The organism is Streptomyces alfalfae (assembly GCF_004127445.1).
GTDB lineage: Bacteria > Actinomycetota > Actinomycetes > Streptomycetales > Streptomycetaceae > Streptomyces > Streptomyces alfalfae.
Genome location: NZ_QEXM01000043.1, coordinates 149,672 through 167,522, shown reverse-complemented (window position 1 = coordinate 167,522; position 17,851 = coordinate 149,672). Strand labels below are relative to the sequence as shown.

Genomic DNA, 17,851 nt, shown 5'->3' with positions numbered 1-17,851 from the left:
CCTCACTTCGCTGGGCGGTACACGAACAGGGAGTCGGCGGTGGCGGCCCGCACGGTGTCGGGCGTGGCGGTGAGCACGGCGGCGAACGGGAACGGCACCTCGTGCCCGAGCAGCGGGTGGCCCGCCGCCCGGTCCAGCAGCACCAGTCGGGGCAGGACGCACGGGGCCCCGTCGACCTCGGTGACCGCGGGGCGGCGGGTGAGGAGCCGGTCGCCGGGGCGCATCCGGTCGTGGACCGAGCGCAGGGCCCGGTGTGCCGCCTCCGGGTCGCGGAAGACGGTGAGCGGCCAGTCGGGGCCCGTCGGATCGGCGGACACGGCGTCGAGGGCGACGGCGAGCGCGGACGCCAGGGCCGCACACCGAGCCCCACCCGAGCCCGCGCCGCCGTCCGCACCGGCCGCACCGGCCGCGCTGTCCGCGCCGCCCGTGCCGCCCGTGCCGTCTGCGCCGTCCGCGTCATCTGCACCGTCCGTGCCAGCCGTGCCAGCCGTGCCGTCTGCGCTGTCCGTGCCGTCCGCGCACAGGATCGTGCGCACGTTGCCGCAGAACCGTCCGGAGTCGCCCGCGACGAGCGGCAGCAGCCACGCCACGGCCTCGTCGACCGGCATCGCCCCGGGCACCAGGGCGCAGCCCCGGCCGGGGCCGTGCAGGGTGAGGGCGGGGGAGCGGCGGACGGACGCGGCGAGGCCCGTGCCGCCGTAGACGATCTGCCGGTCGGTGCGCTTCACCAAGCCGTGCAGGGTGTGCTGTTCGCCCGGGTACAGGCCGATGCGGAGCGGGGGCCAGCCCGCGGCGAGCAGGGCGGCGACGAGTCGGGCGGCGGAGACCGGCTCGCGGCGGCTCGGGCGCACCCAGACGGCCGCCGAGCGTTCGGCCTGGTCGAGCACGGAGTCCAGGCAGGTGAAGGTGTTGCCCGGCAGCGCGACGAGGGCGAGCGCGTCGTCGGCGGCGGCCTCGCCCCGCTTGAGCAGGGTGTCCCTGAGCATCCCGCACCAGCGGTCCACCAGCGGTCCCGGCACTCCGGCCGTCTCCCACAGCGCCGCGCGGAAGTCCTCCGGGCCCTGCGCGCCGAGCCCGCCGACCGTGACGGTGCCCCGGTCGAACAGCTCGACCGCCCGGAGCAGCAGCTCGCGGCGGCCGGTGAGCGGGGGCAGTCCGCCGCGCGCCGTCTCCCATCGGCGGCGGTCGGCGTGGACGACGATCTCGGGCACCAGCGCCAGGCCGTACGGCGCCCCGCGCGGCCCCGGCAGCGCGGCGGTGTCCAGGGACGTCCGCCACTCGCCCCCGCGGAAGGCGTGCAGGACGACGGGGCCCGCGGCGTCGGCCCTCACGAGAGCTCGTCGCGCAGCGCGTCGACCACCCGTACCTGCTCGGCCTCCGTGAGGGACGGGTAGAGCGGCAGGGCGATGTGGTGGCGGGCGAACCAGCGGCCCCGCTCGTACGGTTCCCCGGTGGGCACAGGTTCCCCGGCGGTCGCCGACGCCCCGGCGGACACCGATGCCCCGGCCGCGAAGTAGGGGTGGTCGCAGAGCAGATGGTCGTAGACCTCACCGGCCAGCGACACGCCGTGCCGCTCCCGCAGCCGCTTCTTCAGCTCCGCCCGGTCCAGCGGGCCCTCCGGGTCCACGTACGCGAGGTACTTGTAGTAGTTGCCGCCCGTTTCCGCGGGCAGGGCGTGCGGGCGGACGCCGGGTATGCCCGCGAGCAACGCGTCGTAACGGGCGCCCAGTTCGCGCCGGGCCGCCAGGGTGCGGTCGAAGCGCTCCAGGTCGACCGTGCCGACGGCGGCGTGCAGCTCGCTCAGCCGCCAGTTGGAGCCGGGGCGGTCGTGCAGCGTGGACCCTGGTGCGCGCTTGCCGTGGTCGCGCCAGCGCCGCACCTGCTCCAGGTCGTCCGCGAGCGCGGCGCAGAGCAGCCCGCCCTCGCCGCTGACGGCGACCTTGGTGGGGAAGAAGGAGAAGGCCCCGAAGCGGCCGAAGCCGCCCGCGAAACGCCCGTCGAGCGTGGCGCCGAAGGCATGGGCGGCGTCCTCCACGACGGGGACCGAGCGCGCGTGGCAGAGCGCGACGACCTCGGTGAGGGACGGCGCGACGATGCCGCCGATGTGCACGGGGAGCACGGCGGCCGTGTCGGGATACCGGTCGAGGGCGTCGCGCAGGGCGCCCGGGTCCATGCCGAGGCCCGCGAGTTCGATGTCCACGAACCGCACGGTGGCCCCCGCGCGCACGGCGGCCGCCGCCGTGGCGAAGAACGTGTTGACCGGCACGAGCACCGTGCGGCCCGCCACGCCGACGATCCGCAGGGCGATCTCCAGGGCCGCCGAACCGGACGCCACGGCGGCTGTCTCCGTCCCGGTCCAGGTCCGCGCGAGCTCCTCGAAGCGGGCCACCTGGGGGCCCTGGGTGAGGAGGCCGGTGGCGAGCGCCGCGTCGACCCGGTCGAGCACGGCACGCCGCTGCGCCACCTCGAAGCGGACGCGCTGGGCGGGCACGTCGCCCGGCGGGACTGCCGGGCCCTTCAGGGCGCGCTCGAAGAACTCTGTCGCGTGCCCCACGTGGGTGCCGTGCCCCATGGGCAGTGCGTGGACGTCGACCTCGGCCCCGGCCGCCGTGTAGGCCCGGCGGACCAGGTCGGCGGCGGCGCCCGCGTCGGCCGGGTCGAGGTAGGGGTCGGCCGTGCCGTACTGCAGTTGCAGGGGGGCCGGGGCCAGCGCCGCGTAAAGGTCGGGCAGGTCCGCGTACTCCAGGATGCCGGGGAGCACGGCGCCCTCGTGGCCGGTCAGGAGCCGGGCGAAGAGGGCGGCGTAGCTGCCGAGGTGGCTCGCCGCGCAGAGCGGGACGGTCCTGTCCTCGGTGAGCAGGGCGGTGTGCAGGGCGACCGCCGCGCCGAGGCTGTGTCCGAACAGCCCCACGCGCTCGGCGTCGACGAGCGGATGCTCCGCGAGCAGGGCGAGGGCGGCCAGGGCGTCACCGGTGAGGGCGCCGAGCAGGGACCGCCCGGTGAGGGCGAAGGCGTGGGCGAGCAGCGTCCCCTCGTCCCGTCCGGCCCGGCGCTCGTCGTCGAGGCCGCCGCCGATGCCGTGGTCGATGGAGAGGGTGACGAAGCCCGCGTGCGCCAGCCGTTCGGCGACGTTGCGGTCGGGGTGGTCCGGCGGGACGTCGCCGGTCAGCTGGTCCAGGCGGGCGTTTCTGCCGCCGAGCACCAGGACGGCGGGGCCGTGGGCGACGTCGCGCGGGGCGAGGAGCGTGCCGTGGAGGGAGCCGCGTGCCGGCGATGCCAGCAGCAGGTTCTCGCGGTGCAGGCCCGCGCGGGCCGACGCAGTGGCCTCGGTGATGGTCAGCGGCGCCCGCTCGACGCGGGCGAGGCGCTCCACGACGGAGCGCAGCCGGCGGGCGCGCGCGGACCGGTCGCTCGCGTCGGGTGCGGAGGAGCGCAGAGCGGGCTCGGCGGCGAGGAGCCGGCGCAGGTGACGTGACTGCATGCGCGGTCAGACGAAGTCGCCGTGCAGGGTGCTCGGCACTTCGAGGGCATAGGCGTCCAATGCCTCGTCGAGTTTGATCTGGCCGCGTTTGAGGAGTTCCAGGAGTTCGTTCTGTGGGCGGTAGAAGCACGATTTGCAGAGATCGGTCCTGCGCGGGTTGGAGGCCTCCCATTCGGCCCGCGGGCCGCCGTCGAGGACTTCCGCGTATCCCTGTTCCACGACATTGCCGATCAGATAGCGGCTGTTGAGGTGGACCTGCGGGCACGGGTAGAGGTTTCCGTCGGCGCCGACCGCCGTGACGAAACGGCTGTAGTGGCAGCGCTCGAAGTCGCCCTCCACCTCCTCGACCTGATCCATGGGACCGCGGTCCAGCTTTGGCACCGACACTTCGAAGGCGTCCGTGGAGAGCGCCGCGGCCCGGGTGAGGGAGTCGCTGATCTCCGGCATCACGGTTTCGATGGTCTCGTGGCCGAGGGCGCTGTAGAACTCCGGCTCGAAACGTACGTAATGGGCGCCGGAATCGCGGGCGATGTGCGCGGCCTCGACGATCTCGCGATAATTTTGCAGCGTGATGACGTAGTTGAAGCCGATGCGGAAGTCGGGGTCGACGGCGCTCTCCCGCAGCCTGCCGACCGAGCCGATGAACCGCGAGAACGTCTGCTCGCGATCGCGGGTGATGTCGTCGAAGGTCGCCTCCGTGCCCGCGTTCAGGCCGATGCGTACCCAGGTGTGGGTCTCGGCGACGCAGTCGGCCACCTTCGGACGGCCGAGGCGTGAGCCGTTGGTGATGAGACCGATGCGCAGGCCCGCCGCGTGCCCGGCGTGACAGATGTCCGTGTAGCCGGGGTGGATGGTGCACTCGCCGCTGCCGCAGAAGGTCACGGCACGGCCGTCGTTCTCGGCGAACTCGCGGAGCAGTGTGACGGCCTTGTCGGTGGCGATCGAATCCTTGAACGAGAACAGATCGTAGAACTGTTCCTCGTTGGGGGAGTGGAAGTTGCAGAAATTGCAGCGCATATTGCAGGCGCCCATGATGCCGATCCGCATGTGGACCGGTTTGATCTCCTGGTCCGCGACGAAGCGCCGCAGCAATTCGCCGTGCGCCAGGACCTTCTGCGGCGAGTGCGCCTGGTCCAGGCTGACGATCGGGAGACCTTCTCGATTCCGGGGGGCTGCCATTCCCATGTCGCCGGCACCAGCTGTGCTGTTCACGAACCCCCCACGCATGATTGATGTGCGTTGACGTCGTTCGAGCGGTGCTTGCGACATTAGGGAGCGCCCCGGGGGCTGTCAACGGGTCCGGACAATGCGGTGACAAGGTGGCGGAATCACTTCCGCCGCCTTGCTGCCGTCGCCTGCGAAGGCCGCGAGGTGCGCCTACGCGGAGGGGGTGGTCGCCTGCGCCAGGGATGCGGCGATCGAGGCCGCGACGCCCGCCTTGTCGACGCCGAGGGCGGTGAGCGGGCCGGCGCCGTCCTCGTACTCGACCAGGGCCAGCAGGATGTGCTCCGTGCCGACGTGGTTGTGGCCGAGACGGAGCGCCTCACGGAACGTCAGCTCCAGCACCTTGCGGGTGTCCGCGTCGTACGGGATGAGTTCGGGGACCTCGGCGCAGCGCGCGGGCAGGGCGTCCGCGGCGGCCCGGCGGACGTCCTGGACGGAGACGCCCTGCGCGGCGAGCGCCTTGACGGCCAGGGCCTCGGGCTCGGCGAGCAGCCCGAGCACCAGGTGGGCGGTGCGGATCTCGTCGTGCCCCGCGGCCTTCGCCTCGTTGTGCGTGGCCATCACGACGTTCTTGGCCCGGGGCGTGAAGCGGCCGAAACCCTGGCTGGGGTCGAGGTCGGAGGTCTCGCCGGGCTTCTTCGGCACGAACCGCTTCTGGGCGGCCTGCCGGGTGACGCCCATGCTGCGGCCGATGTCGGTCCAGGAGGCGCCGGAGCGGCGTGCCTGGTCCACGAAGTGGCCGATGAGGTGGTCGGCGACGTCGCCGAGGTGGTCGGCGGCGATGACCGCGTCGGAGAGCTGGTCGAGGGCGTCGGAGTGGACCTTCTTGATGGCGTCGATGAGGTCGTCGAGCCGGACGGTCGGCTGGGCCTGAACGGCGCGCGGGCCCTGGGAGGCGCTTTCTTGGGGAGGCGTGGAGCCTTCGGGGAGCGTCATCTGACAACCGTAGGTTGACAGTTGAGAGAGTGTCAACCGCTGGTTGTCACCTGCTGGCGCACGCGCCGGGGGAGGCAGTGCCCGCCCACACCTCCGCGCCCCCCGCTGTGGTGTCCGGGACCATGGGAGATCCCCTCACCGCCTCTCTAGCGTTCCTGGCATGACGAGCGAACACCCCGGGCCCCCGGCCGCGCGCCCCGCACCCCCGCGTACCGACGGCGTGGATCTCACCGGACGGTCCGCCCTGGTGACCGGGGGCGGCAGCGGCATCGGCCGGGCGTGCGCCGAGGCGTTCGCCGCGGCGGGCGCCCTGGTCCACGTCGTCGACGTCGACGCGGAGTCGGCCAAGGCCGTCGCCGACGCGGTGGGCGGAGTGCCGCACGCCGTGGACCTCACCGACGCCGACGCCCTCGACGCCCTGCCCGCGGCCGTCGACGTCCTGGTCAACAGCGCGGGCACGCAGTACGTCGCCCCCGTCCATGAGTTCCCGCCCGCCCGCTTCGAGCTGATCCAGCGCCTGATGGTCACCGCGCCGTTCCTGCTGCTGCGGCACTGCCTGCCGCACATGTACGGGCGGGGCTGGGGCCGGGTGGTGAACATCTCCAGCGTCCACGGACTGCGGGCCAGCCCCTACAAGTCCGCGTACGTCGCCGCCAAGCACGGCCTGGAGGGGCTGAGCAAGGTGGCCGCCCTGGAGGCCGCCCCGCACGGAGTGACCTGCAACTGCGTCAACCCCGGCTATGTGCGCACGCCGTTGGTCGAGGGGCAGATCGCCGGGCAGGCGGCCGTGCACGGCATCGCGCCGAAGGACGTGGTGACCGACGTCCTCCTGGGGCGGTCGGCGATCAAGCGGCTCATCGAACCCGACGAGGTCGCCGCCGTCGCCGTCTGGCTCTGCGGACCGCACACCGGCTACCTCACGGGCGCCTCGATCCCGGTCGACGGCGGCTGGGGAGCGAGCTGAGCGCCCGCCCGCGCCGCCCCTGTCCGGCGGTGGGCGACTTCGGAAGAGGCGCGGGACTCGTCGGGTCGCGCCTCTGTCAACCGCTCGCGCCCCTCGCTACCCTCCGCGCATGATTCCCACGGTGGTCTGGGGTACCGGAAACGTGGGCCGCGCGGCCGTGCGTGCCGTCGAGGCCCATCCCGCGCTGAGGCTCACGGCCGTACTCGTGCACGACCCGGCGAAAGTGGGCCGGGACGCGGCCGAACTGGCGCACCTGACCGGCCCGTTGGGCGTCGCCGCCACCGACGACGTCGACGCGGTGCTCGCCGCCGGGCCGCGCGCGGTGGTGTACGCGGCCTCCGGCGACCTGCGCCCCGACGACGCGCTCGCCGACGTCGTGCGCGCGGTACGGGCGGGCGCCGTCGTCGTGACGCCCTCGCTGTATCCGCTCTACGACTGGCGCGGCGCTCCGCCGGAGTTCCGCGACCCGGTCCTCGCGGCCGTCGCCGAGGGCGGCGGCTCGCTCTTCGCCTCCGGGGTGGACCCGGGGTGGGGCAACGACGTGCTGCCGCTGCTGGTCAGCGGCCTCGGCTCGACCGTGGACGCCGTCCGCTGCCAGGAGATCTTCGACTACACCACGTACGACCAGGAGGAGTCCGTACGCCATCTGATCGGCATGGGGCAGCCGATGGCGTACGAGCCGCCGATGCTCGCGCCCTCGGTCCCCACGATGGTGTGGGGCGGCCAGATACGGCTGATGGCCAGAGCGCTCGGCGTCACGCTCGACGGGATCGACGAGGGCGTCGACCGGCGCGCCCTCGACGCGACGGTGCGCACGCGCGCGATGGGGGAGTTCGCCGCGGGCACCCAGGGAGCCGTCCGCTTCGAGGTGCGCGGCCTCGTGGGCGGCGCACCCCGCATCGTCATCGAACACGTCACCCGCGTCCACGCCTCGTGTGCGCCGGACTGGCCCACGCCGCCCGGCGGCGGCGACGGCGCCCACCGGGTGATCATCGAGGGCCGTCCCCGCATCGAGGTCACGGTCGAGGCCGCCGACGAGGACGGCAACAGCTCGGCGGGCGGCAACGCCACCGCCGTCGGCCGCCTGGTGAACGCCGTCGACTGGCTGGTGGACGCCGGCCCCGGCCTCTACGACGCGCTCGACGTCCCGCTGCGCCCGGCAGCCGGCAGGCTCGGAAGGAAGTGACGCCATGCACATCGACATCCCCGAGGGGCAGGACACGATCGCCTACGTGTGGGGCGAGATGGTCCCCGGCATCGGCCGGGCCGCGTCGGACTTCTCCCTGGCCGTGTACGCCCACACGACCCTCGGCCTGCGCGAGTTCGAGGCGGCCCGGCTGCGCGTGGCGCAGATCAACGGCTGCGCCTTCTGCCTGGACTGGCGCACCGAACGCGACGGGCGGAAGGTCGAGGAGGGCTTCGCCGACGCCGTCACCCGGTGGCGCACCACCGACGCCTTCGACGACCGCACGAGGCTGGCCGCGGAGTACGCCGAGCGGTACGCCCTGGACCACCACGGCCTCGACGAGGAGTTCTGGTCACGGATGACCGCGCACTACAGCCAGGCGGAGATCGTGGAGCTGAGCATGAGCATCGGGTCGTGGCTGGCGTTCGGCCGGCTCAACCATGTGCTCGGCCTCGACACCGCCTGCGCCCTGCCCCAGCGGTGAGGGGGTGTCTCACAGGTCGGTGTCGATGATCTTCTCGATGTTGCGTTCGGCGAGCGCGGTGATGGTGACGAACGGGTTGACGCTGGTGTTGCCCGGGATCAGCGCGCCGTCGATGACGTAGAGACCCGTGTACCCCTTCAGGCGACCGTAGTTGTCCGTGGCCCTGCCGAGGACCGCGCCGCCCAGCGGGTGGTACGTGAGGTGGTCGCCCCAGATCTTGTAGGCGCCGAAGAGGTCGGTCCGGTAGATGGTCCCCTCCTTGGCGTTGATCTTGTCGAAGATCGTCTTGGCGGCGTCGATCGACGGCTGCTTCCAGGCGGTCCGCCAGTTCAGCTCCGCCCTGCCCGCCGCCGCGTTCCAGGTGAACCGGGCGCGGTGCGGGTTCTTCGTGATGGACAGGTAGAACGAGGCGTACGTCTCGATCCCGGTGGGCAGCGGCGCCACCTCGGCGAACGCACCGCCCTGGGCCCAGTTGTCGATGCCGGCGGTGGGGATGGCCGACTGGAGGGCGCCGGTCGGGTCCCAGAGGTGGTTGGCGCGCCCGCACATGACGTTGCCGTTGTCGCCCCAGCCCGCGCCCACCTCGCCGTCGAGCCGTGACAGCGCGCCGTTCGCCCGCAGCTTCACCAGGAGCTTGCTGGTGCCGACGCTGCCCGCCGCGAAGAACACCTTGTCGGCCGTCAGCTCCTTGGTGGCGACGGTGTCACCACTGGTGCTGAGCCGGTCCATGGTGACGGTGTAGCCGCCGCCCGCGGCCGGGGCCACCGAGGTGACCCGGTGCAGCGGGGTGATGGTGACCCGTCCCGTCGCCTTCGCGCGGGCGAGGTAGGTCTGCTGAAGGGACTTCTTGCCGTGGTTGTTGCCGTAGAGGATCTCTCCCGCGAGCGCCGACCTGGTGGCGGTGCCCGCCTGCTCCCGCTTCATGTAGTCCCAGTCGTAGACGTCGGGCACGAAGACGAAGGGGAAGCCCGAGCGCCGGGCGTGCCGGCGGCCGACCCGGGCGTACTGGTAGCAGTCGGCCGTCTCGAACCATTCCGGGTCGACGGTGGCGGCCCCGAGGCCCGCGTTGGCCCGCGGGTAATAGGTCCCGTACATCTCGCCCGCGTCGACCGTCGGCAGCACGGCGGCGAAGTTCTCGCGCCTCGGCGTCACGGCCATGCCGCCGTTGACCAGTGAGCCGCCGCCCACGCCCCGCCCCTGGTAGACGGTGATGCCGCCGAACTCCTCGGCGTCCAGGATGCCGGTGTGCCGGGGGACGTCCTTGTCGAGCGGGAAGCCGAGGAAGTTGCTCAGCGGCTGCTTGGTCCTGGTCCGCAGCCAGTAGGAACGCGCGTCGGGGGTGGTGGTGTTGGCGAAGATCTTGCCGTCGGGGCCGGGGGTGTCCCAGGCCATGCCCATCTCGACCATGTGCACGTCGACGCCCGCCTCGGCGAGCCGCAGGGCGGCGACGGAGCCGCCGTACCCGGTGCCGATCACCAGCGCGGGGACGCGGGCGGCGGCGTCGAGGGCGCGCGCCGGGTAGGCCTGCGCGGAGAGCGCGACGGCACCGAGAACAGAACCTGTTCCTGCAAGAAATCTTCTGCGCGATAAGTTGCCAGAAGCGGTCGTGTGCTTGGCTTTTTCGTTCATGTGCCCTTCCTTGCTCGTGGCTGAATCGCAACGAGTTCTACTGCCGCCCGTGCGGGAAGTCACGCCATACCAAAAGGTAACTTCTGTCCGAATCCACCTCGCGCATGGTGGCCGGTCACATCAGGGGCGCCGGAACCATGGGGCTCCGCCATATACGCCACTGATCTGCGGTTTCCTACCTTGTGCCGGTACGGAAGCGTCCCCGCAGAACTCCTGGAAGTGGTGCACATGGCCTCCCAAGCAACCGCTCCGCCGGCCCGCGCCGGCATCGGCCGCATCGTGGCGGCCAGCCTCGTCGGCACCACCATCGAGTGGTACGACTTCTTCCTCTACGGCTCGGCCGCCGCACTGGTCTTCAACACCCTCTTCTTCCCCTCCAGCGACCCCCTGGTCGGCACGCTGCTCTCCTTCCTCACCTACGCGGTCGGCTTCGCGGCCCGGCCGCTCGGCGGCATCGTCTTCGGGCACTACGGCGACCGCGTGGGACGCAAGAAGCTCCTGGTGATCAGCCTGCTGATGATGGGCGGCGCCACCTTCGCGATGGGACTCCTCCCCACCCACGCGAGCATCGGCGTCGGCGCCCCCGTCCTGCTGACCGTGCTCCGCCTCGTGCAAGGCTTCGCCCTCGGCGGCGAGTGGGGCGGCGCGGTGCTCCTGGTCTCCGAGCACGGCGGCGACGCGCGCCGCGGCTTCTGGGCCTCCTGGCCGCAGGCCGGGGCGCCCGGCGGCAACCTCCTCGCCACCGGCGTGCTCGCGCTGCTCGCCGCCGTCCAGTCCGACGAGGCATTCCTCGCCTGGGGCTGGCGCGTGCCCTTCCTGCTCTCCGGGGTCCTGGTGATGGTCGGCCTGTGGATCCGCATCTCCGTCACCGAGTCGCCGGTCTTCCTCGCGGCACGGCGGGAGGCGGAGGCCGCCGCCGCGGCCGGGGCGCAGGAGAAGCCGCCGGTGGTCGAGGTGTTCCGCAAGAGCTGGCGCGAGGTCCTCACCGCCATCGGCACCCGGTTCGGCGAGAACATCTCGTACTACATCCTCACGGCCTTCGTCCTCGTCTACGTCACCGTGCACCTGGAGCTCCCCAAGAGCGACGCGCTCAACGCCGTGCTCATCGGGTCGGCGGTGCACTTCGTCACCATCCCGCTGTGGGGCGCCCTCTCCGACCGGCTCGGCCGCCGGCCGGTCACCCTGATCGGGGCGGTCGGGATGGCGCTGTGGGCCTTCGCCTTCTTCGCGCTGCTCGACACCGAGTCGTTCCCCGTCATCGCGCTCGCGGTCACCGTCGGACTGCTCTTCCACGGCGCGATGTACGGGCCGCAGGCCGCGTTCATCTCCGAGCTGTTCGACACCAAGGTCCGCTACTCCGGCGCCTCGATGGGCTCCCAGCTCGCCTCCATCATCGGCGGCGCCCTGGCCCCGATCATCGCCGTGGAGCTGCTCAAGGACCACGACTCCGCGCTGCCCGTCGCCGTCTACATGTCCTTCGCGGCCCTCGTCACCGCCGTCACCGTGAAGTTCGCCCGGGAGACCAGGGGGCGCGACCTCGCCGCGGACGAGACGGCAGGACCGGCCCCGCTGCCCGCGCCGCGGCGCGAGGGCTCCGTGCCGCTCGGCGGCTGACCCCACCCGCCGGCGCCGCCACGGCCTGCCCCCGCTCCGCCTTTTCGGGGCAGGCCATCGACCGCGCCCACCCCGCCGGGAGACCATCGCCCCATGCTCCCCACCACCGAGGACGCCGACCACACCGACCTCCGGTCAGGGCTGCGCGGCCTGCTCGACCTGCTCGACCGGGGCGCGGGCGCCGAGGACTTCGCCCGCCCCGCCGCACGGGCCCGCGAGGCGGGCGCAGGCGCCGAGGACCTCGCCGCACTCGACGAGGCCACCGACGTGGCGCTGCGCATCCACCGCACCCTGGGCGCGCACCGCCGCCGCGAGGCCGAACTCACCGCGCTGTTCGACACCGCGAGCGACCTGGCCGCGCTGCGCGACCCCGACGCCGTCCTGCGCGCCATCGTGCGCCGCGCCAAACTGCTCCTCGGCACGGACGTCACGTATCTCTCGCTGAACGACGAGGCGGCCGGCGACACCTACATGCGGGTCACCGACGGCAGCGTGGCCGCCGCCTTCCAGCAGCTCAGGCTCGGCATGGGCGAGGGACTCGGCGGCCTCGTCGCCCAGACCGCCCGCCCCTACGTCACGGGCGACTACCAGGCGGACCCCCGCTTCCACCACACCGACGCCATCGACAGCGCCGTCGCGCAGGAGGGGCTGCGGGCCATCCTCGGCGTGCCGCTGCGGCTCGGCGCCCGCGTGATCGGCGTGCTCTACGCCGCCGACCGCGCCGCCCGCGAGTTCGCCACCGAGGAGATCGTGCTGCTCTCCTCGCTCGCCGACCACGCCGCCATCGCCATCGACGGGGCCCGCCTCCTCCAGGAGACCAGGGCCGCGCTCGTCGACCTCAACGCCGCCACCGAGACCATCCGCGCCCACAGCCGGGCCATGCGCCGCGCCGAGCAGGCCCACGACCAGCTGACCGACCTCGTGCTGCGCGGCGGCGACGCGGACGACGTGGCCGACGGCATCGCCGCCCTCCTCGACGGCGGCGTCCTCATCCACGACGCGGACGGCACCGAACTGGCCCGCACCGGAGCCGGACCGCTGCCCCCGCCCGCCGCCGCGGTCGCCGCGTCACGGGCCAGCGGACGCGCGGTCCCGCAGGACGGCACCTGGGTCTGCGCGGTCCTCGCCGGGCCCGAACTCCTCGGCAGCATCGCCCTGACGGGCCGCGCCGAACTCGCCGACGCCGACCGGCGGCTCTTCGAGCGGGCGAGCGTCGTCACCGCGCTGCTCCTGCTCCTGCGCCGCTCCGTGGCCGAGGCGGAGGACCGGGTGCGCGGCGAACTCCTGGGCGACCTGCTCTCACCCACCGGCGACCCGGTCAGCCTCGCGAGCCGCGCCCGCCGCCTCGGCGTCGCACTCACCGCCCCGCACGCGGTGTTCGTCGCCCACGCCGAGAGCGCCTCGCGGCAGCGGCTCCTCGCCGCCGCCCACCGCACCGCCCGCGCGCACAGCGGCCTCGCCGGGCTCCACCACGAGCACGTGGTCGTCGTGACGCCCACCGGGGGCCCGGGCGACCGGGCCAGGGCGCTCGCCACCGAGCTGGGGCAGGCCGTCGGCGCCCCCGTCACGGTCGGCTCGGCGGGCCCCGCCGAGCCCGCCGGGCTGCCCGCCGCCCACGCGGAGGCCCTGCGCTGCCTCTCCGCGCTGCGCGCCCTCGGCCACACCGGGCACGGCGCGGCCCTCGCCGACCTCGGCTTCGTCGGGCTGCTCATCGGCGAGAGCGCCGACCTCGGCGGCTACGTCCGCACGACGCTCGGCCCCGTCCTCGACTACGACGCCGAACGCGGTACGGAACTGACGCGCACCCTGGAGGCGTACTTCGCCGCGGACCGCAGCCTCACCCGTGCCAAGACCGCCCTCCACGTCCACGTCAACACCGTCGTGCAACGCCTGGAGCGGGTGGCGCGGCTCCTCGGCGACGACTGGAACAGCCCGGCCCGCACCCTGGAGCTCCAGCTCGCCCTCCGGCTGCACCGGCTCACGCCGGCCCCGTGAACGCCGCGCGCAACCGGCCCAGCAGCACCCGGGCCGCCGGTCCCGCGGGCCCGTCCGCGCGCCACGCGAGGGCGATCCGGCCGCGCGGCCGGGGGTCGGTGATCACCAGGGTCCGCAGGCCGAGCGAGGCGGCCACCTCGTCGGGCAGGGCGGGCAGCACGGCCACGCCGAGACCGCGCACGGCGAGCCGGGTCAGGAGCGCGGGCGCCGCCGCCTCGAAGGCGACGCGCGGCCTGAAGCCCGCCTCCGCGCAGGCCCGTTCGAGCACCCCGCGCAGCCCCGTGCCGCGCGGCAGGCTGATCAGCGGACGCTCCGCGAGCTCGGCCAGGGGCACATGGACGCGGCCCTCGGGACGGAGCAGCGGATCACCGGGGGCCACGGCGGCCACCAGCGGCTCGTCCACCACGACGGCCAGGCTCACGCCCGCCGGCACCTCGTCCGACGCCAGGCCGAGCAGCGCGATGTCGAGCTCGCCGCGCCGCAGCGCCGCGAGCATCCGGTCGGAGGTGTCCTCGGTCAGGGAGATCTCCACCCGGGGGTGCTCGTCGTGGAAGTCGGCGACGACGGACACCACGTCGAACTCCTCGGTGGCCGCCCCCGACACCAGGCCGAGCGTGACCTGCCCGCGCAGCAGCCCCGTGAATTCCTCCGCCGTCCGCCGCGCGCCCTCGGCCGCCGCGAGCGCGGCCCGCGCGTAGGGCAGCACGGCGCGGCCCACCTCCGTGAGGGTCACCGCCCCGCGCGAGCGGTCCAGGAGGCGGTGCCCCAGTTCGCGTTCGAGCTGCCGCACCTGCGCGCTCACGCCGGGCTGCGCCAGATGCAGCCGGGCGGCGGCCCGCGTGAAGCCGGCCTCCTCGACCACGGCGACGAAGTACCGCAACTGCCGGAGTTCCATAACCGGCGATGCTAGTGGCGAGAAGGACCCGCTCTTGGACTTGTGGCAGCGCCTTGATCACCCTGGAGGCATGGGGAAGACGACGCAGAACGAGACGGACATCCGGGCCGCGATCGCCGACGAGCGCCGCGAACTCGCCGACACCTTCGACGAGTTGACGGCCGAGCAGTGGGACGCCCCCTCGCTCTGCGCGGGCTGGCGCGTGCGCGAGGTCGTCGCCCATATGTCCCTCGGCTTCCGCCACTCCCTGCCCAGGACGCTCGCCGAACTCCTCAAGGCCCGTGGCAGCCTGCACCGCATGACCGACCGCTGCGCCCGCGCGGACGCCGCCAGGTTCTCCACCGCCGAACTCACCGCCCTGCTCAGGGACAACGCGCACCACCCCTGGACGCCCCCGGTCGGCGGCCACACCGCCGCCCTCGGCCACGACGTGGTGCACGGCCTCGACGTCACCGCCGCCCTCGGCGTCGAGCGCGCCGTCCCGCTCGACCGCGTACGCGTCCTCCTGGCGGCCGTCGACACCAGGAGTCTGAAGTTCTTCGGCGTCGACCTCACCGGCGTCCGGCTGTGCGCCGACGACCTCGACTGGTCCCACGGCGGTGGCACCCCGGTGCGCGGCGCGGCGCAGGACCTGCTGCTCGTCGCGTACGGGCGGAAGGTGCCGGCGGGCAGGCTCCGCGGGGAGCGGAGCGAGCGCTTCGTCCGTGGGTGAAGTGGCCTGATCCGTCCGCCCGATGTCACATCCGGACCCGTTGGAACCGTCATACATGCGACCTGCGCTGGTAGCCGCCTGAAAGGGAGTCGCATGAGCGGACGCATCGAGCGAGCCGGATCACGTGGACGGCCCGTCCCACCGGGCCGGGGGGAGCGCGTCGCGGACTGGGCGGACGGACGGCTCGGCATCCACACCCTCGCCAAGACCCAGATGCGCAAGATCTTCCCCGACCACTGGTCGTTCATGTTCGGCGAGATCTGCCTCTACAGCTTCCTGATCCTGATCCTCACCGGCGCCTATCTGACCCTCTTCTTCGAGCCCAGCATGGCCGAGGTCACCTACGACGGCCCCTACGTGCCGCTCAAGGGCCTCCAGGTCTCCCGGGCGTACGAGTCCACGGTCGACATCAGCACGGAGGTGCGCGGCGGTCTGCTGATCCGGCAGATCCACCACTGGGCGGCGCTCGTCTTCGTCGCCGCCATGCTCGCGCACATGATGCGGGTGTTCTTCACCGGCGCGTTCCGCAAGCCCCGCGAGGTCAACTGGCTGTTCGGCTGGACGCTGCTGTTCCTCGGCATCATCACCGGCCTGACCGGCTACTCTCTGCCCGACGACATGCTGTCCGGCACCGGCCTCCGCTTCGCGCAGGGCGCCATCCTCTCCCTCCCCGTCGTGGGCACGTACCTCTCGTTCTTCCTCTTCGGCGGGGAGTTCCCGGGCACCGACATCATCGCGCGGCTCTACCCGATCCACATCCTGCTGCTGCCCGGCATCATGCTGGGGCTCGTCGTCGCCCACCTGATCCTGGTCTTCCACCACAAGCACACCCAGTTCGCCGGACCCGGCAAGACCGAGAAGAACGTGGTGGGAGCGCCGTTCCTGCCCGTCTACATCGCCAAGGCCGGCGGCTTCTTCTTCCTGGTCTTCGGTGTGCTCGCCGTCATGGGCGCGGTCGCCTCCATCAACCCGGTCTGGGCGATCGGCCCCTACCGCCCGGACCACGTCTCGACCGGCGCCCAGCCCGACTGGTACCTCGGCTTCTCCGAGGGGCTGATCCGCGTGATGCCCGGCTGGGAGATCAACGCCTGGGGGCACACCCTCGAACCGGGCGTGTTCATCCCCTTCGCGCTCTTCCCGCTGATCCTCGCCGCGATCGGCGCCTACCCGTTCATCGAGGCTTGGGTGAAGGGCGACAAACGGGAACACCACATCCTCGACCGGCCGCGCAACGCCCCCGTGCGCACCGGGCTCGGCGTCGCCTGGCTGTCCCTGTTCGGCGTGCTGATGATCGGCGGCGGCAACGACCTGTGGGCCACGCACTTCCACCTCTCCATCAACGTCATCACCTGGTTCGTGCGGATCGGCTTCTTCGTCGTCCCCGTCGTCGCCTACCTCGTCACCCACCGCGTCTGCCTGGGCCTCCAGCACAGGGACCGCGACAAGGTGCTGCACGGCCGCGAGAGCGGCACCGTCAAGCGGCTGCCGCACGGCGAGTACGTGGAGGTGCACGAGCCGCTGCCGCAGGGCGAGCTGTACCGGCTGACCGCGCACGAACAGCAGCGGCCCCTGGAGATCGGCCCGCTGGTCGACGACAACGGAGTGGTCCGCAAGGTCCCCCGTTCCCTGCGGTTGCGCTCCCGCCTCTCCCGCGCCATGTACGGGCCCAAGGCGCAGGTGCCCAAGGCCACCCCGCGGGAGTACCTGGCGATCCACCGGGGGGAGGGTGATCACCACTGAGGCGGTGACTCGGTTAGCCTCACACGGTGATGGCATCCGAGAGCACTCCGAAGCTGTTGGCGGTCAGCGACCTGCACGTGGCCTACGCGGAGAACAGGAAGTACGTCGAGACGATCCGGCCGACGACCGACCAGGACTGGCTGATCGTCGCCGGAGACGTCGCCGAGCGCATGGCCGACATCGAGTGGGCGCTGCGCACGCTCGCCGGGCGGTTCGCCAAGGTGGTGTGGGCGCCCGGCAACCACGAGCTGTGGACCCCCAAGGACGACCCGGTCCAACTGCGCGGCGAGGCACGGTACGAGCACCTCGTCGCGCTCTGCCGGTCCATGGGCGTGCTGACCCCCGAGGACCCCTACCCGGTGTGGCGCGGCGCGGGCGGCCCCGTCACCGTCGCGCCGCTGTTCCTGCTCTACGACTACTCCTTCCGCCCCCAGGGCACCACCACCAAGGAGGCGGCCCTCGCGGCGGCCCACGAGGCGGGCGTCGTCTGCACCGACGAGTACTTCCTGCACCCCGATCCCCACGCCTCCCGCGACGACTGGTCCCGCGCGCGGGTCAAGCTCACCGAGGAGCGGCTCGCCGAGCGGACGCCGGGACTGCCGACGATCCTCATCAACCACTGGCCGCTGGTGCGCGAACCCACCCGCATCCTGCGCTACCCCGAGTTCGCCCTGTGGTGCGGCACCGAACTGAGCGCGGACTGGCCCGTGAAGTACGACGCCGCGGCCGTCGTCTACGGCCATCTGCACATCCCCCGCACCACCTGGCACGACGGGGTGCGCCACGTGGAGGCGTCGGTCGGCTACCCCCGCGAGTGGCGCAGGGGCTTCCACCCCGACCCGCATCTGCGGCAGATCCTGCCGGCGCCCGAAGGGGAGGAGCGGGAGCGGTAGCGGCGACGGGGCCGGGCCTTTCGGGGGCGTCCGCCAGGTGGTGTGGGTCCGGCCGCGCGCAAGGGTTCCGCAAGCGCGGACATACCGGTGGACAAGCC

Annotated in this window: 14 protein-coding genes; 8 read left to right on the top strand and 6 right to left on the bottom strand. The window is 72.9% G+C overall.

All coding sequences use genetic code 11. From position 1 onward, the window contains the following. Positions 1-2 precede the first annotated feature (2 nt). The 4 genes from DCW30_RS23695 to DCW30_RS23680 form a co-directional block, all read right to left on the bottom strand. Complete coding sequence (locus DCW30_RS23695) at positions 3-1,331, bottom strand: hypothetical protein (RefSeq protein ID WP_076683315.1); 1,329 nt, start codon at positions 1,329-1,331, stop codon at positions 3-5. Then, a complete protein-coding gene (locus DCW30_RS23690; RefSeq protein ID WP_076683313.1) occupies positions 1,328-3,481 on the bottom strand; it encodes a DegT/DnrJ/EryC1/StrS family aminotransferase in 2,154 nt (717 codons plus the stop codon). The genes DCW30_RS23695 and DCW30_RS23690 overlap by 4 nt, the downstream gene beginning before the upstream one ends. Before the next feature lie 6 nt (positions 3,482-3,487). Then, positions 3,488-4,666 carry a radical SAM protein gene (locus DCW30_RS23685; RefSeq protein WP_232626933.1) on the bottom strand — a complete coding sequence of 393 codons (1,179 nt, stop codon included), beginning with the start codon at positions 4,664-4,666 and terminating at the stop codon, positions 3,488-3,490. A 192-nt stretch (positions 4,667-4,858) separates the two neighbouring features. Continuing rightward, on the bottom strand, positions 4,859-5,641 hold the full coding sequence (locus DCW30_RS23680; RefSeq protein ID WP_079249909.1) for a Clp protease N-terminal domain-containing protein: 783 nt from the start codon (positions 5,639-5,641) through the stop codon (positions 4,859-4,861). Positions 5,642-5,801: 160 nt separating this feature from the next. On the opposite strand from DCW30_RS23680, the gene DCW30_RS23675 reads away from it, so the two are divergent. From DCW30_RS23675 to DCW30_RS23665, 3 genes are all read left to right on the top strand, one after another. Then, entirely contained in the window at positions 5,802-6,605 is an 804-nt protein-coding gene (locus DCW30_RS23675; protein ID WP_076683311.1) for a 3-hydroxybutyrate dehydrogenase, read from the top strand. A gap of 109 nt (positions 6,606-6,714) precedes the next feature. Next, complete coding sequence (locus tag DCW30_RS23670; protein ID WP_076683310.1) at positions 6,715-7,791, top strand: NAD(P)H-dependent amine dehydrogenase family protein; 1,077 nt, start codon at positions 6,715-6,717, stop codon at positions 7,789-7,791. Between the two features lie 4 nt (positions 7,792-7,795). Continuing rightward, the gene (locus DCW30_RS23665) at positions 7,796-8,275 is read left to right on the top strand and encodes a carboxymuconolactone decarboxylase family protein (RefSeq protein WP_076683308.1); all 480 of its coding nucleotides are present in this window, start codon (positions 7,796-7,798) and stop codon (positions 8,273-8,275) included. A gap of 9 nt (positions 8,276-8,284) precedes the next feature. Here the strand turns inward: DCW30_RS23665 and DCW30_RS23660 are convergent, their stop codons facing one another. Then, entirely contained in the window at positions 8,285-9,904 is a 1,620-nt protein-coding gene (locus tag DCW30_RS23660) for a GMC oxidoreductase (protein WP_076683306.1), read from the bottom strand. A gap of 228 nt (positions 9,905-10,132) precedes the next feature. Here DCW30_RS23660 and DCW30_RS23655 point away from each other — a divergent pair, with 228 nt between their 5' ends. Beyond that, positions 10,133-11,518: an MFS transporter gene (locus DCW30_RS23655; protein ID WP_076683304.1), complete on the top strand. Its 1,386-nt coding sequence runs from the start codon at positions 10,133-10,135 to the stop codon at positions 11,516-11,518. Between the two features lie 93 nt (positions 11,519-11,611). Further along, on the top strand, positions 11,612-13,513 hold the full coding sequence (locus DCW30_RS23650; protein ID WP_076683302.1) for a helix-turn-helix domain-containing protein: 1,902 nt from the start codon (positions 11,612-11,614) through the stop codon (positions 13,511-13,513). Here the strand turns inward: DCW30_RS23650 and DCW30_RS23645 are convergent. Continuing rightward, a complete protein-coding gene (locus tag DCW30_RS23645; RefSeq protein ID WP_076683300.1) occupies positions 13,497-14,408 on the bottom strand; it encodes a LysR family transcriptional regulator in 912 nt (303 codons plus the stop codon). The genes DCW30_RS23650 and DCW30_RS23645 overlap by 17 nt on opposite strands. Before the next feature lie 70 nt (positions 14,409-14,478). Between DCW30_RS23645 and DCW30_RS23640 the strand changes: the two genes are divergently transcribed. The 3 genes from DCW30_RS23640 to DCW30_RS23630 all read left to right on the top strand — a co-directional run bounded on the left by DCW30_RS23640 (position 14,479) and on the right by DCW30_RS23630 (position 17,753). Continuing rightward, positions 14,479-15,120, top strand: a complete 642-nt coding sequence (locus DCW30_RS23640) for a maleylpyruvate isomerase family mycothiol-dependent enzyme (protein WP_076683298.1) — start codon at positions 14,479-14,481, stop codon at positions 15,118-15,120. A gap of 93 nt (positions 15,121-15,213) precedes the next feature. Next, positions 15,214-16,860, top strand: coding sequence for a cytochrome bc1 complex cytochrome b subunit (gene qcrB / locus DCW30_RS23635; protein ID WP_076683296.1), 1,647 nt, complete (start codon positions 15,214-15,216; stop codon positions 16,858-16,860). 29 nt (positions 16,861-16,889) lie between these two features. Then, positions 16,890-17,753, top strand: coding sequence for a metallophosphoesterase family protein (locus tag DCW30_RS23630; protein ID WP_076683294.1), 864 nt, complete (start codon positions 16,890-16,892; stop codon positions 17,751-17,753). The last annotated feature ends 98 nt before the right edge of the window (positions 17,754-17,851 follow it).